Annotated in this window: 20 protein-coding genes; 5 read left to right on the top strand and 15 right to left on the bottom strand. The window is 57.7% G+C overall.

Going from position 1 to position 22,395, the window contains the following annotated elements; all coding sequences use genetic code 11:
• Positions 1–4: 4 nt before the first annotated feature.
• Together ftsH and rlmE are read right to left on the bottom strand one after the other, a co-directional pair.
• On the bottom strand, positions 5–1,912 hold the full coding sequence (gene ftsH, locus ACA043_RS03820; protein WP_489879283.1) for an ATP-dependent zinc metalloprotease FtsH: 1,908 nt from the start codon (positions 1,910–1,912) through the stop codon (positions 5–7).
• A 202-nt stretch (positions 1,913–2,114) separates the two neighbouring features.
• Positions 2,115–2,744: a 23S rRNA (uridine(2552)-2'-O)-methyltransferase RlmE gene (gene rlmE / locus ACA043_RS03815; RefSeq protein ID WP_401272055.1), complete on the bottom strand. Its 630-nt coding sequence runs from the start codon at positions 2,742–2,744 to the stop codon at positions 2,115–2,117.
• A 101-nt stretch (positions 2,745–2,845) separates the two neighbouring features.
• Between rlmE and ACA043_RS03810 the strand changes: the two genes are divergently transcribed.
• Positions 2,846–3,154, top strand: coding sequence for a YhbY family RNA-binding protein (locus ACA043_RS03810; protein ID WP_016771761.1), 309 nt, complete (start codon positions 2,846–2,848; stop codon positions 3,152–3,154).
• Between the two features lie 9 nt (positions 3,155–3,163).
• On the opposite strand, the gene ACA043_RS03805 is transcribed toward ACA043_RS03810, so the two are convergent.
• The 8 genes from ACA043_RS03805 to grpE all read right to left on the bottom strand — a co-directional run bounded on the left by ACA043_RS03805 (position 3,164) and on the right by grpE (position 13,634).
• Positions 3,164–3,568, bottom strand: a complete 405-nt coding sequence (locus tag ACA043_RS03805) for an MFS transporter (protein ID WP_489879263.1) — start codon at positions 3,566–3,568, stop codon at positions 3,164–3,166.
• Between the two features lie 28 nt (positions 3,569–3,596).
• Entirely contained in the window at positions 3,597–4,073 is a 477-nt protein-coding gene (gene greA, locus ACA043_RS03800; protein WP_187676712.1) for a transcription elongation factor GreA, read from the bottom strand.
• A complete protein-coding gene (gene carB / locus ACA043_RS03795) occupies positions 4,070–7,291 on the bottom strand; it encodes a carbamoyl-phosphate synthase large subunit (protein WP_187676711.1) in 3,222 nt (1,073 codons plus the stop codon). The genes greA and carB overlap by 4 nt, the downstream gene beginning before the upstream one ends.
• A gap of 126 nt (positions 7,292–7,417) precedes the next feature.
• A complete protein-coding gene (gene carA / locus ACA043_RS03790; RefSeq protein ID WP_187676710.1) occupies positions 7,418–8,554 on the bottom strand; it encodes a glutamine-hydrolyzing carbamoyl-phosphate synthase small subunit in 1,137 nt (378 codons plus the stop codon).
• A gap of 257 nt (positions 8,555–8,811) precedes the next feature.
• Entirely contained in the window at positions 8,812–9,618 is an 807-nt protein-coding gene (dapB, locus tag ACA043_RS03785) for a 4-hydroxy-tetrahydrodipicolinate reductase (RefSeq protein ID WP_401272169.1), read from the bottom strand.
• A 9-nt stretch (positions 9,619–9,627) separates the two neighbouring features.
• Positions 9,628–10,752 (bottom strand): molecular chaperone DnaJ, encoded by a 1,125-nt coding sequence (dnaJ, locus tag ACA043_RS03780; protein WP_038357478.1) that lies wholly within the window; start codon positions 10,750–10,752, stop codon positions 9,628–9,630.
• Between the two features lie 296 nt (positions 10,753–11,048).
• A complete protein-coding gene (gene dnaK, locus ACA043_RS03775) occupies positions 11,049–12,965 on the bottom strand; it encodes a molecular chaperone DnaK (protein WP_497658645.1) in 1,917 nt (638 codons plus the stop codon).
• A gap of 102 nt (positions 12,966–13,067) precedes the next feature.
• Positions 13,068–13,634, bottom strand: a complete 567-nt coding sequence (gene grpE, locus ACA043_RS03770) for a nucleotide exchange factor GrpE (protein WP_103303213.1) — start codon at positions 13,632–13,634, stop codon at positions 13,068–13,070.
• A gap of 240 nt (positions 13,635–13,874) precedes the next feature.
• Between grpE and recN the strand changes: the two genes are divergently transcribed.
• Positions 13,875–15,548, top strand: a complete 1,674-nt coding sequence (recN, locus tag ACA043_RS03765) for a DNA repair protein RecN (protein ID WP_187676706.1) — start codon at positions 13,875–13,877, stop codon at positions 15,546–15,548.
• Positions 15,549–15,630: 82 nt separating this feature from the next.
• On the opposite strand, the gene fur is transcribed toward recN, so the two are convergent.
• Positions 15,631–16,035, bottom strand: coding sequence for a ferric iron uptake transcriptional regulator (fur, locus tag ACA043_RS03760; RefSeq protein WP_187676705.1), 405 nt, complete (start codon positions 16,033–16,035; stop codon positions 15,631–15,633).
• Between the two features lie 97 nt (positions 16,036–16,132).
• Here fur and ACA043_RS03755 point away from each other — a divergent pair, with 97 nt between their 5' ends.
• Complete coding sequence (locus tag ACA043_RS03755) at positions 16,133–16,660, top strand: outer membrane protein assembly factor BamE (protein ID WP_187676704.1); 528 nt, start codon at positions 16,133–16,135, stop codon at positions 16,658–16,660.
• Between the two features lie 60 nt (positions 16,661–16,720).
• Here ACA043_RS03755 and ACA043_RS03750 read toward each other — a convergent pair whose 3' ends face one another.
• The 3 genes from ACA043_RS03750 to ACA043_RS03740 are packed head-to-tail and all read right to left on the bottom strand — an operon-like array spanning position 16,721 to position 18,873.
• Positions 16,721–17,035, bottom strand: coding sequence for an RnfH family protein (locus ACA043_RS03750; protein WP_187676703.1), 315 nt, complete (start codon positions 17,033–17,035; stop codon positions 16,721–16,723).
• Positions 17,028–17,462: a type II toxin-antitoxin system RatA family toxin gene (locus tag ACA043_RS03745; protein ID WP_016986510.1), complete on the bottom strand. Its 435-nt coding sequence runs from the start codon at positions 17,460–17,462 to the stop codon at positions 17,028–17,030. The genes ACA043_RS03750 and ACA043_RS03745 overlap by 8 nt, the downstream gene beginning before the upstream one ends.
• Positions 17,463–17,469: 7 nt before the next feature.
• Complete coding sequence (locus ACA043_RS03740) at positions 17,470–18,873, bottom strand: sodium-dependent transporter (RefSeq protein WP_497658644.1); 1,404 nt, start codon at positions 18,871–18,873, stop codon at positions 17,470–17,472.
• Positions 18,874–18,992: 119 nt separating this feature from the next.
• Between ACA043_RS03740 and smpB the strand changes: the two genes are divergently transcribed.
• Entirely contained in the window at positions 18,993–19,475 is a 483-nt protein-coding gene (gene smpB / locus ACA043_RS03735; RefSeq protein WP_007915208.1) for an SsrA-binding protein SmpB, read from the top strand.
• 98 nt (positions 19,476–19,573) lie between these two features.
• Here the strand turns inward: smpB and ACA043_RS03730 are convergent, their stop codons facing one another.
• Positions 19,574–20,341, bottom strand: a complete 768-nt coding sequence (locus ACA043_RS03730; protein WP_187676701.1) for an FCD domain-containing protein — start codon at positions 20,339–20,341, stop codon at positions 19,574–19,576.
• A 262-nt stretch (positions 20,342–20,603) separates the two neighbouring features.
• On the opposite strand from ACA043_RS03730, the gene ACA043_RS03725 reads away from it, so the two are divergent.
• Positions 20,604–22,298 (top strand): lactate permease LctP family transporter, encoded by a 1,695-nt coding sequence (locus ACA043_RS03725; RefSeq protein WP_401272164.1) that lies wholly within the window; start codon positions 20,604–20,606, stop codon positions 22,296–22,298.
• Positions 22,299–22,395 lie beyond the last annotated feature (97 nt).

Here is a 22,395-nt window from a genome sequence, read left to right as displayed (position 1 = left end):
AACCTTAAACGTCAGCAGCCGGACCGCCAATCGGTGTTTCCGGACGCTCATCCTGAACAACCGGAGGCGGCGGCGTACCAGTGCCTCCCGACCAGTCGCGAGGCTCGCGAGGCGGACGACCAGCCATGATGTCGTCGATCTGCTCGGCATCAATCGTTTCGTACTTCATCAGCGCATCAGCCATGGCATCAAGCTTGTCACGGTTGTCCGTGAGGATCTGCTTGGCAGTGCCGTAGCACTGATCAATGATGCTGCGCACTTCGGAGTCGATCAGTTTGGCTGTCTCACCGGAGAAGCTTGCAGCCTGGCCACCGCCGCCGCGACCAAGGAATACTTCACCCTCTTCTTCGGCATACATCAGCGGACCGAGTTTTTCCGACAGGCCCCACTTGGTCACCATGTTCCGCGCAATCTGGCTGGCACGCATGATGTCGTTGGAAGCACCGGTGGTCACACCATCGAAGCCAAGGGTCATTTCCTCAGCAATACGGCCGCCATACAGGGAGCAGATCTGGCTGATCAACGCACGCTTGGACAGGCTGTAGCGATCTTCTTCCGGAAGGAACATGGTCACACCCAACGCACGACCGCGCGGAATGATCGAAACCTTGTAGACCGGATCATGCTCAGGCACAACACGACCAACAATGGCGTGGCCAGCTTCGTGGTAAGCAGTGTTCTGCTTCTCTTTCTCGGACATGACCATCGATTTGCGCTCGGCGCCCATCATGATCTTGTCTTTGGCCAGCTCGAACTCTTTCATCTCGACGATGCGCTTGCCGGCGCGAGCCGCAAACAGCGAGGCTTCGTTGACCAGGTTGGCAAGGTCGGCACCGGAGAAGCCCGGAGTACCGCGAGCGATAACGGCCGGAGCAACGTCGTCGCCCATTGGCACTTTACGCATGTGAACCTTGAGGATCTGTTCGCGACCACGAATATCCGGCAAACCGACCACGACCTGACGGTCGAAACGGCCCGGACGCAGCAATGCAGGGTCGAGTACGTCAGGACGGTTGGTCGCAGCGATTACGATGATGCCGTCATTCATTTCGAAGCCGTCCATCTCAACCAGCAACTGGTTGAGGGTCTGCTCACGCTCGTCGTGCCCACCACCCATACCGGCGCCACGATGACGACCGACGGCGTCGATTTCGTCGATGAAGATGATGCAAGGCGCGTGCTTCTTGGCCTGCTCGAACATGTCGCGAACGCGGCTCGCGCCGACACCCACGAACATTTCAACAAAGTCGGAACCGGAGATGGTGAAGAAAGGCACCTTGGCTTCACCGGCAATTGCCTTGGCCAGCAAGGTTTTACCGGTACCCGGAGGGCCCACCATCAGCACACCGCGAGGAATTCGACCGCCCAGACGCTGGAACTTGCCCGGATCACGGAGGAACTCAACCAGCTCACCAACTTCTTCCTTGGCTTCGTCGCAACCGGCAACGTCAGCCAAAGTGGTTTTCACCTGATCTTCGGACAGCAGACGCGCCTTGCTCTTGCCAAAGCTCATCGGCCCGCCCTTGCCACCGGCGCCGCCCTGCATCTGGCGCATAAAGAACATGAACACCGCGATGATCACCAGGATCGGGAAGCTGGCCACCAGAAGCTGGGTCCAGATGCTTTGCTGCTCAGGCTGCTTGCCTTCGACCACAACATGGTTATCGACCAGGTCGCCGATCAGGCCATTGTCCTGAATCGCCGGACGAATGGTCTTGAAGCTATCGCCATCGTTGCGCTTGCCGGTAATCACATAGCCATCAACCGCTACGCGCTCGACCTTGCCATCCTTGACCTGCTGGATGAAGTCGGAATAGTTGAGGGTCTGCGGCTCGTTAGGGCTGGAGAAGTTGTTCATCACCGTCACCAGGACAGCCGCGATGATCAACCACAGGATCAGATTCTTTGCCATATCGTTCAATTAACTACCCTCTGAAGCAAGCTCCGCTACTGGCGCGCGCTTCGCATGATATTCACCGGCCTAACTTACTACATTACCTACAACTCTGGCAGGCGCCGTCTGTAACCCTTTGTGAAACACTTTCTACACAATATTCGCTTATGCACGCAGGGCAAAATACGAAAAACCTATCACCCCGCACAAAAACCTCGTTTTATTCACTGCGACCGCGGTAGCCCCAAGCCAACATGTATTGCTCGCGGGAACTGCCACGGGAAGAGTCAGGCTTGATCATCTGGATCTTGTCGAATTTCCGACGAGCATCCTTCAGGTAAACATCAAACCCTTCGCCCTGAAAAATCTTGATCACGAAATTTCCACCCGGCTTGAGTATTCGTTCCGCCAGATCAAGCGCCAGCTCGCAAAGAAACATGGCTTTTGGCATGTCCACCTCAGGCGTACCACTCATATTGGGGGCCATATCGGAAATCACAAGGTCAACCTGCGAATTACCCACAGCTTCAAGGATCCGCGCGAGCACTGCGTCTTCGGTGAAGTCACCCTGGATAAAAGTCACGTCCGGAATGCTGTCCATTTCCAGGATGTCCGAAGCGATCAGACGCCCCTGACCACCGATCAGCCGACTGGTAACCTGCGACCAGCCACCGGGCGCAGCCCCGAGGTCGACAACGCTCATGCCAGGGCGGATCAGCTTGTATTTCTCCTGGACTTCCAGAAGCTTGTAACTCGCACGCGAGCGGTAGCCATCCTTCTGCGCCTGCTTCACGTAAGGATCATTGACATGTCTTTTCAGCCAACCAAGGCTTGTCTTGGAACGCGCCATTGGGCACCTCGATGATAAGGGTCGTGATTAATTGGGCGGATCCACGAACCCTCGGGTAAAATGGCCGCCATTTTACAGAATCCAGACGAAAGGGTCAGATTATGCCGCTCACTCCAGAGCAGAAGAAACAGTACAAATCCATTGGCCATCACCTGAAACCGGTTTTGACTGTGGCTGACAACGGTTTGACTGAAGGTGTGCTAGCCGAACTTGAACGCGCCTTGGCGGATCACGAACTGATCAAAATCAAGCTCAACATCCTCGATCGTGAGTCACGCCTCGCGCACATTGCAGAGCTGTGCAAGGTCGGCAAAGCGGATCTGGTACAGGTCATCGGCAAGATGGCACTGGTTTACCGCAAGAACTTCAGCGCCAACAAGCAACTGTCGAACGTTCATCGCTTCAAGTGATGAAAAGGGTCAAGGGTGTGCTTCGCGCACCCTGCCACTCCATCCCGGCACCGGCTGCATCACCAGCACCAGCCCGGAAAACCCCAGAACCAGATAACTGAACACCTGCCAGCGCTGCGCATCCGGCCAGCCGATTCGTACTGCGATAAACATCGCGCACGCATACAACGCCATCAACAGCACTTGCCCGCGAAAATCCCGCCATAGACTGCCAAGGCCCTCGGCCTGTACCAGCACCAAAGCCTGAAAAATAACGCATGCGGCGGAAAAACCCACCACCAGCACTTCAAATGCACTGGCGACTTCATCGATCAGCAGCGGCGCCAGGCCAATCCTGCCCAACACCGGCTGCAAACCGAAATGAATCAACCAGAGACCACCGACCCACAGCATCTGGGTCAGCTGCCAAAGCATGGCGCCCGCATGCAGCGGGCGCCCGGTTTCAGATGTGACGGACTTCGACAATCTCGTACTCGATAACGCCACTTGGCGTTTTCACGGCAACAACGTCGCCCTCTTCCTTGCCGATCAAGGCGCGGGCCAGAGGCGAACCGACCGAAATCTTGCCGAGTTTGAAGTCAGCCTCATCCTCACCCACGATGTGGTAAGTGACGCTTTCATCCGTCTCGACGTTAGCGATTTCCACGGTAGTACCGAAAATCACTTTGCCGGTGTGAGGAATTGTTGTGACATCAATAACGACCTGATTCTGAATCCGGCCTTCAATGTCACGAATCCGCGCTTCGACCATGCCTTGCTGTTCGCGGGCGGCATGGTATTCAGCGTTTTCCTTCAAATCACCCAACTCGCGGGCCGTACCGATGTCCTGGCTGAGCTTCGGACGGACGACCTTGGTCAGGTGAGCGTGTTCTTCTTCCAGAGCTTTCGCGCCCTGGACGGTCATTGGGTACTTGATCATGCCTTCAATCCTGCGTGTAGATCCTGCAAGCGACGCACGGTCTTTTCCGGACCGAACTTCAGCGCTTCACAGATAGCTTCGCCCGCCGCAATGGTGGTGGTGCAGTAAATCTTGTGCTGCAAGGCATTACGGCGAATGGAGTAAGAGTCAGCGATCGACTGACGACCTTCAGTGGTGTTGATGATCAGCGTGACTTCGTCATTCTTGATCATGTCGACCACGTGCGGACGACCCTCGGTCACCTTGTTAACACGGCGCACTTTCAGGCCTGCAGCCTCGATCAGCTTGGCAGTACCGGCAGTGGCAACCACTTCGAAGCCCAAGTTGATCAGATCACGGGCCACGCCTGCAACCAACGGCTTGTCATCGTCGCGCACGCTGATGAATGCAGTACCGCCAGTCGGCAGCACTTCGCTCGCGCCCATCTGGGCCTTGGCGAATGCCTCACCGAAGGTGTCGCCGACACCCATCACTTCACCGGTCGACTTCATCTCTGGGCCAAGGATCGGGTCAACGCCAGGGAATTTGGCGAACGGGAACACCGCCTCTTTCACGCTGTAGAAGTTCGGAATGATTTCTTTGGTGAAGCCGATTTCTTTCAGGGTTTTACCAGCCATCACGCGAGCCGCGATCATCGCCAGGGAAACACCGATGCACTTGGAGACAAACGGCACGGTACGCGAAGCGCGCGGGTTGACTTCGATGACGTAGATGTCTTCGCCTTGCAGCGCCAATTGCACGTTCATCAGGCCGACAACACCCAACTCCAGGGCCATTTTCTTGACCTGTTCGCGCATCTCGTCCTGGATATGCAGCGGCAGCGAGTACGGCGGCAGCGAGCACGCGGAGTCACCGGAGTGAACGCCGGCCTGCTCGATGTGCTGCATGATCGCGCCGATCACGACATCAGTACCGTCGCAGACTGCATCAACGTCCATCTCGATGGCGCAGTTGAGGAAGTGGTCGAGCAGCACCGGGCTGTCGTTCGACACTTTCACCGCATCACGCAGGTAGCGTTTGAGTTCTTCTTCTTCGTAAACGATTTCCATCGCCCGGCCGCCCAGTACGTAGGACGGACGCACGACCAGCGGATAACCGATCTTGCTGGCGGCACGGATCGCTTCGTCCTCGCTACGCACGGTGGCGTTTGGCGGCTGACGCAGGTTCAGACGCTCAACCATTTGCTGGAAGCGCTCACGGTCTTCGGCGCGGTCGATGGCGTCAGGGCTGGTGCCGATGATCGGCACACCGGCGGCTTCCAGGGCACGGGCCAGTTTCAGCGGAGTCTGGCCACCGTACTGGACGATAACGCCTTTCGGCTTCTCGACACGAACGATTTCCAGCACGTCTTCCAGGGTTACCGGCTCGAAGTACAGACGGTCAGAAGTGTCGTAGTCAGTGGAAACGGTTTCCGGGTTGCAGTTGACCATGATGGTCTCGTAACCGTCTTCGCGCAGAGCGAGCGCAGCATGAACGCAGCAGTAGTCGAACTCGATGCCCTGACCGATACGGTTTGGACCGCCGCCCAGGATCATGATCTTGTCGCGACCGGACGGCGCAGCTTCGCACTCTTCCTCGTAAGTCGAGTACAGGTAAGCGGTATCGGTGGCGAACTCGGCCGCGCAGGTGTCAACGCGCTTGTAGACCGGGAACACATCCAGCTTGTGGCGGTGAGTACGCAGGTTTTTCTCGGTGACGCCCAGCAGCTTGGCCAGACGCTGATCGGAGAAGCCTTTGCGCTTGAGCTTGAACATCAGGTCGCGGTCGATAGCGGACAGACCGAGGGTCTTGACCTTCTCTTCGTCTTTGATCAGATCTTCGATCTGCACCAGGAACCACGGGTCGATCATGTTCATGCCAAAGATTTCTTCGACGGTCATGCCGGCGCGGAAAGCGTCGGCCACGTACCAGATACGCTCGGCGCCCGGCACAGTCAGCTCACGCTTGAGCACGCTCATGCTTTCCGGGTTGCTCAGGTCGAGTTTCTCGTCCAGACCGCAAACGCCCACTTCCAGACCGCGCAGGGCTTTCTGCAGGGATTCCTGGAAAGTACGGCCGATGGCCATGACTTCACCCACCGACTTCATCTGAGTGGTCAGGCGTGCGTCAGCCTTGGCGAACTTCTCGAAGGCGAAGCGCGGCAGCTTGGTGACGACGTAGTCGATGGACGGCTCGAAGGACGCCGGGGTCTTGCCGCCGGTGATGTCGTTCGACAGTTCGTCGAGGGTGTAACCCACAGCCAGTTTGGCCGCGACTTTGGCGATCGGGAAACCGGTGGCTTTCGAAGCCAGCGCCGAGGAACGCGATACGCGCGGGTTCATTTCGATCACGACCATACGGCCAGTGTCAGGGCAGATACCGAACTGCACGTTGGAACCGCCGGTCTCGACGCCGATCTCGCGCAGTACCGCCAGAGAGGCGTTACGCAGGATCTGGTATTCCTTGTCGGTCAGGGTCTGAGCCGGAGCCACGGTGATCGAGTCACCGGTGTGCACGCCCATCGGGTCGAAGTTTTCGATCGAGCAGACGATGATGCAGTTGTCCTTTTTGTCGCGGACAACCTCCATTTCATATTCTTTCCAGCCGATCAGCGATTCGTCGATCAGCAGCTCTTTGGTCGGAGACAAGTCCAGACCACGGGCGCAGATTTCTTCGAACTCTTCGCGGTTGTAAGCGATACCGCCGCCAGTGCCGCCCATGGTGAAGGACGGACGGATGATGCACGGGAAGCCCAGGGTTTCGAGAACCGCGTTGGCTTCTTCCATGCTATGGGCGATACCGGAACGCGGGCACGCCAGGCCGATGGATTTCATCGCCTTGTCGAAACGCGAACGGTCTTCAGCCTTGTCGATGGTGTCGGCGTTGGCGCCGATCATTTCCACGCCGAACTTCTCCAGAACGCCTTCGCGCTCCAGATCCAGGGCGCAGTTAAGAGCGGTCTGGCCGCCCATGGTAGGCAGCACGGCATCCGGACGTTCTTTTTCGATGATCTTGGCAACAGTCTGCCACTTGATCGGCTCGATGTACGTGGCGTCAGCCATGTCCGGGTCGGTCATGATGGTGGCCGGGTTGGAGTTCACCAGGATGACGCGGTAACCCTCTTCGCGCAGGGCTTTGCAAGCCTGGGCGCCGGAGTAGTCGAATTCGCAGGCCTGGCCGATAACGATCGGGCCAGCGCCGAGAATCAGGATGCTTTTAATGTCTGTACGTTTTGGCATGGGTTTGTCACTCAAATCCGCAGGTCAGTCGGCAAGCCGTCTTGATCGATTTCTGAAGTCTCGAAGGGGCCGCCGGGTTCGGGGCCGCCCTCGAGGAGCTTCTCTCTACAGTCTCAAGGCGAACGCTTAGCGTCGCTTGGCCATCTCGTTGATGAAGCGGTCGAACAGTGGCGCTACATCGTTCGGGCCCGGGCTCGCTTCAGGGTGGCCCTGGAAGCTGAACGCGCTCTTGTCTGTGCGCTCGATGCCTTGCAAAGTGCCGTCGAACAGCGATTTGTGGATCGCCCGAACGTTGGCTGGCAAGGTCGCTTCGTCTACCGCGAAACCGTGGTTCTGGCTGGTGATCATCACGACGCCAGTGTCCAGATCCTGCACCGGGTGGTTGGCACCGTGGTGGCCGTGACCCATTTTCAGGGTCTTGGCACCGGAAGCCAGAGCCAGCAGTTGGTGGCCGAGGCAGATGCCGAATACCGGAATTTCGGTTTCCAGCACGTCCTTGATCGCCTGGATCGCGTAGTCGCACGGCTCCGGATCACCAGGACCGTTGGACAGGAACACGCCATCCGGCTTCAGTGCCAGCACGTCAGCAGCCGGAGTTTGTGCCGGCACGACGGTCACGCGGCAGCCGCGCTCGACCAGCATGCGCAGGATGTTGACCTTGACCCCGTAGTCGAAGGCAACCACGTGATATGGAAGCTCGGAAGCTTCGATGGTCGCGTGGCTGTCGGTTTTCAGATCCCAGACAGTCGAACGCCATTCGTATTGCTTCTTGGTGCTGACGACTTTCGCCAGATCCATGCCTTTCAGGCCCGGGAAGCCTTGGGCAGCGGCAATCGCAGCTTCTTCGGAGATGTTGTCACCGGCCATGATGCAGCCGTTCTGTGCGCCTTTCTCACGCAGGATGCGGGTCAGGCGACGGGTGTCGATACCGGCGATTGCCACAACATTGTTGGCTTTCAGGTAGTCGGACAGGGACATCGTGTTACGCCAGTTGCTCGCTACCAGAGGCAGGTCACGGATGACCAGGCCAGCGGACCAGACGCGGTCGGACTCGGCGTCTTCCGGCGTGGTGCCGGTGTTGCCGATGTGCGGGTAAGTCAGGGTAACGATCTGTTGGGCGTAGGAAGGATCGGTAAGGATTTCCTGATAGCCGGTCATTGCGGTGTTGAACACCACCTCACCAACGGTTTGACCGTCGGCTCCAATGGCTTCGCCGCGAAAAATGCTGCCATCAGCAAGGGCAAGTATGGCTGGCTTAGTCAAGAAGACCTCCCGTAAATAACGCATGAAAGGGCGATCGCAGGTTGTAAAAAAGCGGAGTGACGTATGGACACGTCACCCCGCTTCTTCACTGAATTATTCTGCGCGCTTTTAGTGGACACACTAAAGCTGTAGCTTACAGAAAAAGGCTTTTTTGGTCCACCGCTAAAGAGCCTTAAAGGCCGGAGAATGCGACAGGAAGTCGCCAAGCGGAGAAAAACCAGCGCAAACAGGGCGTTTGCGCCGGATTCAATAACGGCTCAACGCAGGTCGAGCACATCCTGCATGTCATAAAGACCCGGCTCACGACCCTCCAGCCACAAGGCTGCACGTACCGCGCCCTTGGCGAAGGTCATGCGACTGGAAGCCTTGTGAGTGATCTCCAGGCGCTCGCCTTCGCAGGCAAACAGCACGGTGTGATCACCGACGACATCACCACCACGAACAGTGGCAAAACCGATGGTTTCACGCTCGCGCGCACCGGTATGACCTTCACGACCGTAGACGGCAACTTTCTGCAAGTCACGATCCAGCGCACTGGCAATGACCTCACCCATGCGCAACGCAGTACCCGAGGGCGCATCGATCTTGTGTCGGTGATGCGCTTCGATGATCTCGATGTCCGCCTCATCACCCAACACGCGTGCCGCCATGTCGAGCAACTTCAGCGACAGATTGACGCCAACACTGAAGTTGGCGGCGAACACGATTGGAATATCCTTGCCCGCCTCGACCAGCAACTGCTTCTGCGCAGCATCCAGACCCGTAGTGCCGATGACCATGGCCTTGCCCGCCTTACGGCAGAACGCCAGGTTCTTCAGCATCACTTCCGGAAGCGTGAAGTCGATCAACACATCAAACTCATCAGCGACCGCTTCCACATGACCGGACAGCGGCACACCAATTCGCCCCAGCGAAGCCAACTCACCGGCATCCACCCCGATCAGCGTGCTGCCAGGACGGACGACAGCGGCAGTCAAACCGGTCAGAGGCGCGCGCTGCTGCACGGCCTCAACCAGAATCTTGCCCATGCGCCCGGCGGCGCCCATCACTGCAATACGTCGCATGCCGACTCCTTACAAATCGCCGAAGAAGCGCTTCACACCGTCGAACCAACCGGTGGTTTTCGGGGAATGGCTATTGTCGTCTGCCAGAGAACTGCGGAACTCTTCCAGCAATTCGCGCTGACGACGGTTCAGGTTGACCGGGGTCTCGACCGCTACACGGCACATCAGATCGCCCGCACCACCGCCACGCACCGGCGCCACGCCTTTGCCGCGTACGCGGAACTGCTTGCCGGTCTGAGTGCCTTCAGGGATTTTCAGCTTGACGCGACCGTCGAGGGTCGGGATTTCCAGTTCGCCACCCAGCGCCGCATCAACGAAGCTGATCGGCACTTCGCAGAACAGATGCTTGCCGTCACGCTGGAAGATGTCGTGTTCGCGGACGTTGATGACCACGTACAGATCGCCAGTCGGGCCGCCTTGAGTACCCGCCTCGCCTTCGCCGGACAAGCGAATGCGGTCGCCAGTGTCGACGCCGGCCGGCACTTTGACCGACAGGGTTTTGTACTCTTCGACGCGGCCGTCACCGTGGCAGGAATCGCACGGATCGGAAATGATCTTGCCCTGGCCATGGCAGCGCGGGCAGGTCTGCTGCACCGAGAAGAAGCCTTGCTGCATGCGCACCTGACCGATGCCACCGCACGTCGGGCACGTCGAAGGCGACGAGCCTTTTTTGGCGCCCGAGCCATCGCACGGCTTGCAGTTGACCAGCGTCGGCACACGAATATTCACGCTCGTGCCGCGCACTGCCTCTTCCAGATTCAGCTCCAGGGTGTAGCGCAAGTCGCTGCCACGCTGAGCGCCGCCACGGGAACCGCCGCGACCGCCACCAAAGAAATCACTGAAGACATCACCAAAGATGTCAGAGAAGTTCTGACCGCCGAAACCTGCACCGCCACCACCCATGCTCGGGTCGACACCGGCATGACCGTACTGGTCGTAAGCTGCACGCTTGCTGGAATCGGACAGCACTTCATAGGCCTCGTTGGCCTCTTTGAACAGTTCTTCCGATGCTTTGTCATCGGGATTACGGTCCGGGTGATGCTTCATCGCCAGACGACGATAGGCCTTCTTCAGATCCGCATCGCTTGAGCCACGCTCAACACCCAACACTTCGTAATAGTCACGCTTTGCCATAAGTCTTTGCACTCTTGAGGACGTCCGGCAAACCCCTCCTGAGGATCGCCAAACTCGCTGAGCCCCAATACAGGCCCGGACCCAACTCACGTCAATTCAACGATCCTGGTCTTTGATTCATGCGGTACTTTCGGCGCGAAAAGCAGGAGCATTTCCGGCCATACCACCAGCATTCGAACCTTGTCGCATGCTGTAAAAATTCGCGTATTCCAGATACGCCAACGCGGGAGCAAGCTCCCGCGCGGCGACATCCTACCAGTCACCGCCTAAAGGCAGTCAACCGGCCGACCAACAACTTACTTGGGGTCTTTGACTTCTTCGAACTCGGCATCGACAACATCGTCAGTCTTTTCAGCTTTCTCGTCGTGCGGTGCTGCGCCTTCAGCAGGCTGAGCCTGTTCGGCGTACATCTTCTGAGCAACCGGAGCAGAGACTTTCGACAGCTCTTCAACCTTCGCTTCGATAGCAGCCTTGTCGTCGCCTTTAACAGCAACTTCCAGAGCAACCACAGCAGCCTCGATCGCAGTCTTCTCTTCGGCGGTAACTTTGTCGCCCGCTTCGGTGATCATTTTGCGAGTCGAGTGAACCAGTGCATCACCCTGGTTACGGGCAGCGGCCAGTTCTTCGAACTTGCGGTCTTCGTCAGCGTTAGCTTCGGCGTCACGCACCATGCGCTCGATTTCTTCGTCGGACAGACCGGAGTTGGCCTTGATCACGATCGACTGGGTCTTGCCGGTCGCCTTGTCTTTCGCACCGACGTGCAGGATGCCGTTGGCGTCGATGTCGAAGGTCACTTCGATCTGCGGCACGCCACGTGGAGCAGGTGGAATGTCGGCCAGGTCGAACTTGCCCAGGGACTTGTTCTGTGCGGCTTGCTTACGCTCGCCCTGCAGGACGTGAATGGTCACGGCGCCCTGGTTGTCGTCGGCAGTCGAGAACACTTGCGATTTCTTGGTAGGAATCGTGGTGTTTTTCTCGATCAGCGCAGTCATCACGCCACCCATGGTTTCGATACCCAGGGTCAGCGGGCTGACGTCGAGCAGCAGTACGTCTTTCACGTCACCGGCCAGAACAGCGCCCTGGATAGCAGCGCCCATGGCAACAGCTTCGTCCGGGTTGACGTCTTTACGCGCTTCTTTACCGAAGAAATCGGTAACCAGCTTCTGCACCAGCGGCATACGGGTCTGACCGCCGACCAGGATCACGTCGTTGATCGCGCCAACGTCCAGGCCTGCGTCTTTCATGGCGATGCGGCAAGGTTCGATGGTGCGCTGAACCAGGTCTTCAACCAGTGCTTCGAGCTTGGCACGCGAGATCTTCACGTTCAGGTGCTTAGGACCGGTCGCGTCTGCAGTGATGTACGGCAGGTTGACGTCGGTCGACTGAGCAGAGGACAGCTCGATCTTGGCTTTTTCAGCGGCTTCTTTCAGGCGCTGCATGGCCAGCGGGTCACCCTTAAGGTTCATGCCGCTTTCTTTCTTGAATTCGTCAACGAGGTAGTCGATCAGACGAATGTCGAAGTCTTCACCGCCCAGGAACGTGTCACCGTTGGTGGCCAACACTTCGAACTGATGCTCGCCGTCAACTTCAGCGATCTCGATCACGGAAACGTCGAAAGTACCGCCACCCAGGTCATAAACGATCACAGTGTGATCACCCTTGGCCTTGTCCATACCGTAAGCCAGAGCGGCTGCGGTTGGTTCGTTGATGATACGTTTTACGTCCAGACCGGCGATGCGGCCGGCGTCTTTGGTCGCTTGGCGCTGGCTGTCGTTGAAGTAGGCCGGAACGGTGATCACCGCCTCAGTCACTGGCTCGCCGAGGTAGTCTTCGGCGGTCTTCTTCATCTTTTTCAGAATTTCAGCCGAGATTTGTGGCGGTGCCATTTTCTGGCCGTTCACTTCAACCCAGGCGTCGTTGTTGTCAGCCTTGACGATCTTGTAAGGGACCATCTGGATGTCTTTCTGCACAACTTCTTCGTCGAAACGACGACCGATCAGACGCTTTACCGCGTACAGAGTGTTGTGCGGGTTAGTCACTGCCTGACGCTTGGCAGACTGACCGACCAGGATTTCGCCATCGTTGGCGTAAGCGATGATCGACGGCGTGGTACGCGCGCCTTCAGCGTTTTCAATAACTTTTGCTTTGCCGTTTTCCAGCACGGAGACGCAGGAGTTGGTAGTCCCCAGGTCGATACCGATAATTTTGCCCATGTTCACTCTCCCGAAACTTTGGATTTGGATGCCGCAGCAGTGGTGGCTAACTGCGGTAGCACTTAAACGCTTGACTTCTAAATGGGGGCCTTGCGACTAATTTCAAGCCTTCTCGTCAATCGAAGGCGAAATTGGCGCCGGCGCCTTGCTGACCACAACCATGGCCGGACGCAACAGGCGACCGTTAAGTTGGTAGCCCTTTTGGAACACCTTCAGGACACTGTTCGGCTCGACGTCGGCACTTTCCTGCATGGCCATCGCCTGATGCTGAACGGCGTTGAATGGTTCGCCATGCGGATCGATCGCTTCAAGCTGATAACGCTTGAGGGTGTCGTGGAACATTTTCAGGGTCAGCTCGATGCCTTCACGCATCGGACGGATGCTTTCGTCGTCCGGGTTCGACAGCTCGAGGCCGCGCTCCAGGCTGTCGACGATCGGCAGCAGGTCGCCGGCGAACTTTTCCAGCGCAAACTTGTGCGCCTTTTCCACGTCCTGCTCGGCACGACGACGGACGTTCTGCAGATCGGCAGCGACACGCAGAGACTGATCCTGCGCGGCGGCCAATTGCTCTTCGAGCACTTGTACACGGGTCGCCAGGTCGTCACCCGAACCCTCGGGCGCCTGATTGGCTTCTGGGTTTTGCTTATCTACTGTCTGTTCGTCAGCCATAGAATTCTCCTTTCAATATCGTCCGCGAGTTCGACTCGCGCTTCTGCCCCGATATATGGGGCCGCAAAATCAGGCTTCAAGGGCCTTCAACGATTAACCCTACAAAAAAGTGCCGCATTCTCATTCCTCGATGCACTAAGCAGAAATTGCGTTCAAGCAAATCGAGCTAAGGGAGGGCATTGTCAGCCCGAAACAAAACACTGTATAAATAACCAGACCTAAAGCCTGGGAGCGGCCTTTATGCTGGTGCACCTGTCCGTACATAACTACGCCATCGTTGAACATCTCGATCTCGAACTTGATCGCGGGATGAGCGTGATCACCGGGGAAACCGGCGCCGGCAAGTCGATCATGCTCGACGCCCTGGGCCTGACCCTTGGCGATCGCGCCGACAGTGGCGTGGTTCGCCCGGGCGCCGACAAGGCCGATATCCTCGCGACCTTCGATCTTGCCGACATCCCCGAGGCCAGCGCCTGGCTGGCCGAGCGCGATCTGGACATCGACGGCCCGTGCATCCTGCGTCGGGTCATCACGTCTGAAGGACGTTCTCGCGGCTATATCAACGGCACGCCCTGCCCGCTTGGCGATCTCAAGGCACTCGGCGAACTGATGATCGACATCCATAGCCAGCATGAGCACCAGTCCCTCCTGAAAACCGATACCCACCGTCGCCTGCTCGACGAATACGCTGGCGCTACCGACCTGGCTCGCCAGGTGCAACTGGCTGCCCAGCGCTGGCGGCAGACTCGCCAGGAGCTGGAGCGACTCTCCAACTCCGGCGATGAACAACGCGCCCGCCATCAACTGCTCAGCTACCAGCTCGAAGAACTGGAAAACCTCGGCCTCGGTGATAACGAACTCGAACAGCTGGAGCAGGAACACAAAAACCTGACCAACGCTGAAACCTTGCTTGGCATTTGCCGGCAAGTCGTCGAGCAGTGCAGCGAAAGTGACTCCGGCAATGTACTGAACGCGCTGACCGCCAGCCTCAATCGCCTCTCGAGCGTGAACAATTCCGTTGGTGCTCTTGGCGAAGCCAGCAGCTTGCTGACCAGCGCACAAATACAGGTTGAGGAAGCGGTCGGTGAACTCAATCGTTTCCTCGACAACTTCGATGCCGATCCGGCACGCCTGCAATATCTGGAAGAGCGCCTCGACGCTATTTACACGCTGGCACGCAAACACCGGATCCAGCCGACCGAAGTCGGAGAGATGCAGCAGAAACTGCTGGATGAAATCGAAAGCCTTAATGCCAATGACGAGTCCATTGAGCGACTGGGCGAAGAACTGGCCTCCTATGCCCGTCACTATCAGGAAAAAGCGCGAGAACTGAGTGATTTGCGCCACCAGGCTGCCGGCAGCCTTGCCAGCGCGGTGGAACAAGAGATTCAACGTTTGGGCATGCCCGGCGGTCGCTTCACTATCGAACTACGCGCCAATAGCAGCGATGAACTGCTGCCCAACGGACTCGAACAGGTCGAACTGCTGGTCAGCGCCAACCCTGGCCAGCCACTCAAGGCACTGGCGAAAGTGGCGTCCGGTGGCGAGCTGTCGCGGATCAGCCTGGCGATTCAGGTCATCACTGCACAGACCTCGCGCATTCCGACACTGGTGTTCGACGAAGTCGACGTGGGCATTGGCGGCCCTACCGCTGAGATTGTCGGCCAGTTGTTGCGCCGACTCGGTGAACGCGGACAGGTGCTGACCGTGACGCACTTGCCGCAAGTGGCGGCGCAGGGGCATCAGCATCTGTTCGTGCACAAGGTACGCGGCGAACAGGCGACGCATACAGCCGTCTCCAAGCTGAGCAAGAACGACCGTATAGAAGAAGTGGCGCGGATGCTAGGCGGAATCGATCTGACCAAAGAATCCTTGGCTCACGCCAAAAAGATGGTCGTTACCGCAAAAGCTTAAATTTCACACACAGCAGAAAGCACGAAGGCGACCCACGGGTCGCCTTCGCTCGTTTCGCGAACCTGAAATTCGCGCGACATGCTTACTTTTTCTTGCGTACGTACAGCACCAGGTTGTGATCCACCAACTCGACACCGTGCTCGTCGGCAATTGCCTTCTGAAGCTTTTCGATTTCAACGCTGACGAATTCGACAACCTCACCGGTTTCCACGTTGACCATATGGTCGTGGTGTCCACCGTCGGCCAATTCGAAAACCGCGTGGCCACCGTCGAAGTTGTGACGGACCACGAGGCCAGCCGCTTCGAACTGGGTCAGAACACGGTAAACCGTGGCCAGACCGACGTCCTCGCCAGCTTCCATCAACGCCTTGTAGACGTCCTCGGCACTCATGTGACGCTGCTCGGTAGAGTCGAGCATTTGCAGGATCTTGACCCGTGGCAGGGTCACTTTGAGGCCGGCTTTGCGTAGTTCGCTATTTTCAACCATGGTCAGCTTTCTCGCGATGCTGCTTCGCAGCTTCTCTTAATGCGGGTATGATCGGCGTTTACGTTGTCCCAGCCAAGATAGTGGAAGTCGCCCACCGATGCAAAACACCAAGCTCTTGCTAACCAGTTTCACCTTTGTGGGACTGCTCGCACTCGCCGGTTGTTCATTCCCCGGGGTTTACAAAATCGACATCCAGCAGGGCAATGTCGTCACGCAGGACATGATAGACCAGTTACGCCCGGGAATGACCCGGCCGCAAGTACGGTTTATCATGGGCAATCCCCTGCTTGCCGATACGTTCCATGCCGATCGCTGGGATTATCTGTACAGCCTGCAACCGGGTGGCGGTGAACGCCAACAGGAACGCGTCAGCGTTATTTTCAACTCAAACGACCAGCTTGTCAGCCTGTCCGGTGACTTTATGCCGGGCGTCAGCCGTGACGAAGCCATTCTCGGCAAGGACAGTGGCACGACCGTGACCGCTCCTGCTGAAAACGCCGAGAAGCCAACACCGGAAAAACCGGTAAAGCCAGGTTCCTTGCTGGATCAGATCCAGAAGGACGTCGATGGTGTAGAAACCGTTCCGGTTCCGACACCAGAGCCGCTGGACACCTCGCCGCAATAATTTGCGACGCAATAAAAAACCCGGAATTCCGGGTTTTTTATTGCCTGTCGTTTAGCCGACCTACTGATTTCTAGCTTTCGCCTCGGCAGCCTTGGCCGCACGCAGGCGCCGCACTTCTTTCGGATCAGCGAGCAAAGGACGATAAATTTCAATGCGATCCCCTGCCCGAATCAGGCGAACCTGCGGATCGGCAATCACTTTGCCGAAGATTCCCAACGGGCATTCAGTCAGATCAAGCTCAGGGAACTCGTCACCAATCCCGGACTTGATCAAGGCCTCACGCACAGTATTCCCTTCGGGGACACTCACCGCACGCAAGACCTGACGATCAACGGCCGCATACACGACCTCTATCTCGATCACTGACTCAACCATGCATCTGCTTGGCGCGCTGACAGAACGCATCCACCAGCGTATTCGCCGCCTGATTGAACAGCGGCCCCAGAGTGGCACGCACCAAAGGGCCCGCGTAGTCGAACGAAAGATCCAGACTGATCTTGCAGGCCTTCTCGTTCAACACCTTGAACACCCAGACGCCATGTAACTGATTGAACGGGCCTTCTTCGAGGTTCATCTCGATCGACTGCCCCGGCACCAACGTGTTGCGCGTCACGAAATGCTGACTCAGACCGCCCTTGGCCACGCCGACACTGGCGCGCATATGCTCCGGCGAGCTTTCCAGCACTTCGGCGGACGAGCACCACGGCAAGAACTCAGGGTAACGCGCCACGTCGTTGACCAGGTCATAAAGGAACTGGGCCGGGTAAGGCAGCAATGCTGATCGTTGAATATGTGTCGTCATGTAAGCGTTACTTCCAGAGCTGAGCGGCAAACACTACAACTATGCCGATAGGCGCCACGTAGCGCATCAATAACAAGGACAGACCAAACAGTACCGGGTTACGGATCGACAACTCGTCACGCACCGCTTCACGCCCCATCACCCATCCGGCGAATAGCACGAAGCACAGTCCGCCGAGCGGCAACATGATCCGCGAGGTGAAGAAGTCGATCACACCGAAGAAGTCCAGACCGCTTGCCGCACCCCATTGGTAGAGATGGAACATCCCGCCTTCGTTCACGAAAAATTTGGCTTCCTTCCAGATATTGAAGGAGAAAACAGTGCCCAAACCTACGAACCAGCAAACGAATGCCAGCCAGAAAGTCACCCAGGCGCGGCTGACTTTGGTGCGTTCGACCAGATAAGCCACCATCGGCTCAAGCAGAGAAATGGCCGAACTCCAGGCCGCAACCGCGACCAGCACGAAGAACACCACGCCCATCAACTGACCAAACGCTACGTTACCAAAGGCAAATGGCAAGCTGACGAACATCAGGCCAGGGCCTTCGCTCGGGTTCAGGCCGGCGGCGAACACAATCGGAAACAAGGCCAGACCAGCCACCAGCGAAACGAAAGTATCGAGCAGCGCGACACCGACGACCGTACCGGATAACGATGCATCCTTGGGCATATAAGCCCCGTAGATCATGATCGAGCCGACACCCACGCTCAGGGAAAAGAACGCGTGGCCCATGGCTGGCAGCAGTCCGCCGAGGACTTTTTCGGGGTGGAAGTCGAACATGAAATGCACGCCTTCCATGAAGTGGCCGGTTGTCATGCTGTAGCCCAGCAACACCAGGATCATCACAAATAGCAGCGGCATCATGATCCGCAGACTGCGTTCAAGCCCCGCAACCACGCCTTTGGCAATCACCACGGCCGATAGCAGCATGAAAATCGTGTGCCAAAGTGTCAGGCGCCATGGGTCGGCGATGACATTGCCGAAATACGCACCAACCTGATCCGGGGTCACCCCCTGAAAGTCCCCGCGGCCCATATCGACGATGTAGTCCAGCGACCAGCCGCCCACCACACTATAGAAAGACAGGATCAGCAGCGCCGTAATCATCCCGGCAAAGGCGCCCCACGACCATTTCGCCGAGTGCCCGGCTTCCAGTGCCAGCACCTTCAAGGCATTCGCCGGACTCTGCCGCGCACGCCGGCCGATCAGGGTTTCAGCCAGCATTACCGGAATGCCGATCAGTGCGATGCACGCCAGAAACATCAGTACAAACGCACCGCCGCCGTAGACCCCGACCATGTAGGGGAACTTCCAGATACTACCCAGTCCCACGGCCGAACCGGTCGCGGCGAGTATGAATACCCAGCGGCTAGCCCAACTGCCGTGGACAGAAACCTTGTCTGTCGACATCGTTTATCACGCCCAAGCGTTAGAAAAAGAGGCCGCATTGTCCGGGATTCACTCAACCTGCTCAAGCACGCAGCATCACCGTAGCCGACGGCCGTTTATCTCCATATAATGCCGCCCCTATGGCTAAACAGAAGAAACACCCAACAGGGACCATCGCGCAGAACAAAAAGGCGCGACACGATTACTTCATCGAGCATAAGTTCGAGGCTGGTCTGGTCCTGGCCGGCTGGGAAGTAAAAAGTCTGCGGGCAAGCAAGCTGCAACTGGTCGACAGTTACGTGCTGCTCAAGGATGGCGAAGCGTGGCTGCTCGGCAGTCACATCACGCCTCTGATGACCGCCAGCACCCACGTCATCGCCGACCCGGTGCGCACACGCAAATTGCTGCTCAACCGCCGCGAACTGGAAAAGCTTGCCGCCGCTGTGCAGCAAAAGGGTTACGCCTGCGTATGCCTGTCCTGGTACTGGAGCAAGCACATGGTCAAGTGCGAGATCGCTCTGGGCAAGGGCAAGAAGGAATACGACAAGCGTGACACCGAGCGCGAGCGTGATGCGGGTCGTGAGCTGCAGCGTGCGGTGCGCAACAAAGGCAAGGAAGACTGATCTTTCTGCTTGAGTTGTGTGACGCCAGCAAAAGATCGCAGCCTTCGGCAGCTCCTACAGAGAGCTAACGCGGGCTGCGATCTTTTGCTTTTAAAAAGCTACATCCCCTTGCGCCGCTCCGCCCGAGCCATGCGCTGAACCTCCTGCCGCACCTCTTCCAGCACTTCCTGCACATACAAAATGTGTCGACTGGAAACTTCACGCGCCTGCTCTGCACGCCCTTCGATAATCGCCAGATACAATTCCCGATGCTGAGTGATCAGCATGTCGCGGGTTTCCGTACGCTGCTTGTACATCCCGCCGATGTTGGTCACGACGTTGCGTTTGAGCAGATCAAACAACCCACGAATGGTGTGCAGCAACACCGCGTTATGACTGGCCTCGGCAATCGCCAAGTGAAATTTCGCATCCGCCGCACCCTCCTCCGTCCGGCTCACTTCGTCGTGACGCGAATAGCAGTCCTGTAACTCTTCAAACGCCGCAGTCAGCCGCTCGCGATCCACGTCGGTGGCGCGTAATGCGGCGTAATAGGCGCACGATGCTTCCAGAGTGTGGCGAAATTCCAGCAAGTCACGCTGTGCCTCGGGATTGCTTTCGAGCAATTGCAGCAGTGGATCGCTGAACGTCGAACCCAGACTTTCCACCACATAATTGCCGCCACCCTGACGGCTGACCAGCAGACCTTTGGCCGCCAGTTTCTGAATCGCTTCGCGCAATGACGGACGTGATACGCCAAATTGCTCGGCCAGTGCGCGTTCCGCCGGAAGCCGCTCACCGGACTTCAGCGTGCCCTCAAGGATCATCCCCTCGAGTCGCTCGACAATATCGTCAGACAAACGGCGCTGACGTATCTGATCAAACCCCATAACTCATTTCTCCACGATCCCGATCGCTTGCCGGGGCCTCTATTCTGGCCTATCCGCGCCTTGGCCACACCTACCAGACGACACCCGCTCAAACCGGATCAGATGCAATCTGCTCCGCTTATTCGACAAAAGTTTCAGGGCGACAAATTGACACACCGACATCAAGGCTTTTACCCTAGCCAACAGCGATTGTAAATTGGTATTACCAATTATCCAAATACGCTGACAGTGCCTGACCAACAACAATTAGGGGCCACCCCATATGCAAACCTGGCAACAGCTCTACAGCCCGCTCGGCAGTCTCGGCGTTTCCGCACTCGCGGCCGTCATCCCCATCGTTTTCTTCTTCCTCGCCTTGGCGGTGTTTCGTCTCAAGGGCCATGTGGCCGGCAGCATCACGCTGGCCTTGTCGATTGCCGTGGCGATCTTCGCGTTCCAGATGCCGGTCGATATGGCCTTCGCCGCCGCTGGATATGGCTTCGCCTACGGCCTTTGGCCGATTGCCTGGATCATTGTCGCGGCGGTATTCCTCTACAAACTGACGGTCAAAAGTGGTCAGTTCGAAGTTATTCGCAGCTCGGTACTGTCGATCACCGACGACCAGCGCTTGCAGGTATTGCTGATCGGTTTCTGCTTCGGCGCGTTCCTTGAAGGTGCCGCCGGCTTCGGTGCACCGGTGGCGATCACCGCGGCCCTGCTTGTCGGACTCGGTTTCAACCCGTTGTATGCCGCAGGTCTGTGCCTGATCGCCAACACCGCGCCGGTTGCCTTCGGCGCCCTGGGGATTCCGATCATCGTTGCCGGACAAGTCACTGGCATCGACGCCTTCAAGATCGGCGCGATGACTGGCCGCCAACTGCCACTGCTGTCGTTGTTCGTGCCGTTCTGGCTGGTGTTCATGATGGACGGCATGCGCGGCGTGCGTGAAACCTGGCCGGCCGCACTGGTCGCGGGCCTGAGCTTTGCCATCACTCAATACTTCACGTCGAACTTCATTGGTCCCGAACTGCCTGACATCACCTCGGCCCTGGCCAGCCTGATTTCCCTAACTCTGTTCCTCAAAGTCTGGCAGCCGAAACGTACCGCAGGCGCGCAAATCGCCGGCGCTACATCCAGCGCTGCGATTACAGCCTGCGTCGGCGGTTTCGGCCAGAAACGCACCACCGTGGTTTCGCCTTACAGCCTCGGGGAAATTTTCAAAGCCTGGTCGCCGTTCCTGATCCTCACCGTGCTGGTGACGATCTGGACGCTGAAGCCTTTCAAAGCCATGTTCGCAGCCGGCGGGTCGATGTATGCGTGGGTATTCAACTTCGCGATCCCACACCTTGATCAACTGGTGATCAAGACTGCACCTATCGTGGCCGCGCCAACCGCGATCCCGGCGGTATTCAAACTTGATCCGATTTCCGCGACGGGCACCGCGATTTTCTTCTCTGCGCTGATCTCGATGCTGGTCCTGAAGATCAATTTCAAAACTGGTCTTACCACTTTGAAAGAGACCTTTTACGAACTGCGCTGGCCGATTTTGTCGATTGGCATGGTGTTGGCGTTCGCCTTCGTCACCAACTATTCCGGCATGTCTTCGACCATGGCCCTGGTGTTGGCGGGAACCGGCGCAGCATTCCCGTTCTTTTCGCCGTTCCTCGGTTGGCTCGGCGTCTTCCTGACCGGTTCCGACACCTCGTCCAACGCCCTGTTCAGCTCCTTGCAAGCCACCACTGCACACCAGATTGGCGTCAGCGACACTCTATTGGTCGCCGCGAACACCAGCGGCGGCGTGACCGGCAAGATGATCTCGCCGCAATCGATCGCAGTGGCCTGCGCCGCAACCGGTCTGGTGGGCAAAGAATCGGATCTGTTCCGCTTCACACTCAAGCACAGCCTATTCTTTGCAACGATTGTCGGCCTGATCACTTTGGCTCAAGCCTACTGGTTCACCGGCATGCTGGTGCACTAACCCTACAGGCAACACGGAAATAACCGACGCCGGTTCGTGATTCCGGCGTCAGCAATTCACAACCCGGTCTGTAAGGCTGCTGAAAGCAACGCTCTTT

This window comes from Pseudomonas sp. LBUM1648 (genome assembly GCF_059716145.1).
Note: the sequence above shows the minus strand (reverse complement) of the source record. Positions and strands in the feature narration are given on the sequence as shown.

What these genes read in the sequence shown, in the direction of transcription:
- ftsH (WP_489879283.1), bottom strand. Translation starts at nt 1,912, where the DNA reads ATGGCAAAGAATCTGATCCTGTGGTTGATCATCGCGGCTGTCCTGGTG.
- rlmE (WP_401272055.1), bottom strand. Translation starts at nt 2,744, where the DNA reads ATGGCGCGTTCCAAGACAAGCCTTGGTTGGCTGAAAAGACATGTCAAT.
- ACA043_RS03810 (WP_016771761.1), top strand. Translation starts at nt 2,846, where the DNA reads ATGCCGCTCACTCCAGAGCAGAAGAAACAGTACAAATCCATTGGCCAT.
- ACA043_RS03805 (WP_489879263.1), bottom strand. Translation starts at nt 3,568, where the DNA reads ATGCTTTGGCAGCTGACCCAGATGCTGTGGGTCGGTGGTCTCTGGTTG.
- greA (WP_187676712.1), bottom strand. Translation starts at nt 4,073, where the DNA reads ATGATCAAGTACCCAATGACCGTCCAGGGCGCGAAAGCTCTGGAAGAA.
- carB (WP_187676711.1), bottom strand. Translation starts at nt 7,291, where the DNA reads ATGCCAAAACGTACAGACATTAAAAGCATCCTGATTCTCGGCGCTGGC.
- dapB (WP_401272169.1), bottom strand. Translation starts at nt 9,618, where the DNA reads ATGCGACGTATTGCAGTGATGGGCGCCGCCGGGCGCATGGGCAAGATT.
- dnaJ (WP_038357478.1), bottom strand. Translation starts at nt 10,752, where the DNA reads ATGGCAAAGCGTGACTATTACGAAGTGTTGGGTGTTGAGCGTGGCTCA.
- dnaK (WP_497658645.1), bottom strand. Translation starts at nt 12,965, where the DNA reads ATGGGCAAAATTATCGGTATCGACCTGGGGACTACCAACTCCTGCGTC.
- grpE (WP_103303213.1), bottom strand. Translation starts at nt 13,634, where the DNA reads ATGGCTGACGAACAGACAGTAGATAAGCAAAACCCAGAAGCCAATCAG.
- recN (WP_187676706.1), top strand. Translation starts at nt 13,875, where the DNA reads ATGCTGGTGCACCTGTCCGTACATAACTACGCCATCGTTGAACATCTC.
- fur (WP_187676705.1), bottom strand. Translation starts at nt 16,035, where the DNA reads ATGGTTGAAAATAGCGAACTACGCAAAGCCGGCCTCAAAGTGACCCTG.
- ACA043_RS03755 (WP_187676704.1), top strand. Translation starts at nt 16,133, where the DNA reads ATGCAAAACACCAAGCTCTTGCTAACCAGTTTCACCTTTGTGGGACTG.
- ACA043_RS03750 (WP_187676703.1), bottom strand. Translation starts at nt 17,035, where the DNA reads ATGGTTGAGTCAGTGATCGAGATAGAGGTCGTGTATGCGGCCGTTGAT.
- ACA043_RS03745 (WP_016986510.1), bottom strand. Translation starts at nt 17,462, where the DNA reads ATGACGACACATATTCAACGATCAGCATTGCTGCCTTACCCGGCCCAG.
- ACA043_RS03740 (WP_497658644.1), bottom strand. Translation starts at nt 18,873, where the DNA reads ATGTCGACAGACAAGGTTTCTGTCCACGGCAGTTGGGCTAGCCGCTGG.
- smpB (WP_007915208.1), top strand. Translation starts at nt 18,993, where the DNA reads ATGGCTAAACAGAAGAAACACCCAACAGGGACCATCGCGCAGAACAAA.
- ACA043_RS03730 (WP_187676701.1), bottom strand. Translation starts at nt 20,341, where the DNA reads ATGGGGTTTGATCAGATACGTCAGCGCCGTTTGTCTGACGATATTGTC.
- ACA043_RS03725 (WP_401272164.1), top strand. Translation starts at nt 20,604, where the DNA reads ATGCAAACCTGGCAACAGCTCTACAGCCCGCTCGGCAGTCTCGGCGTT.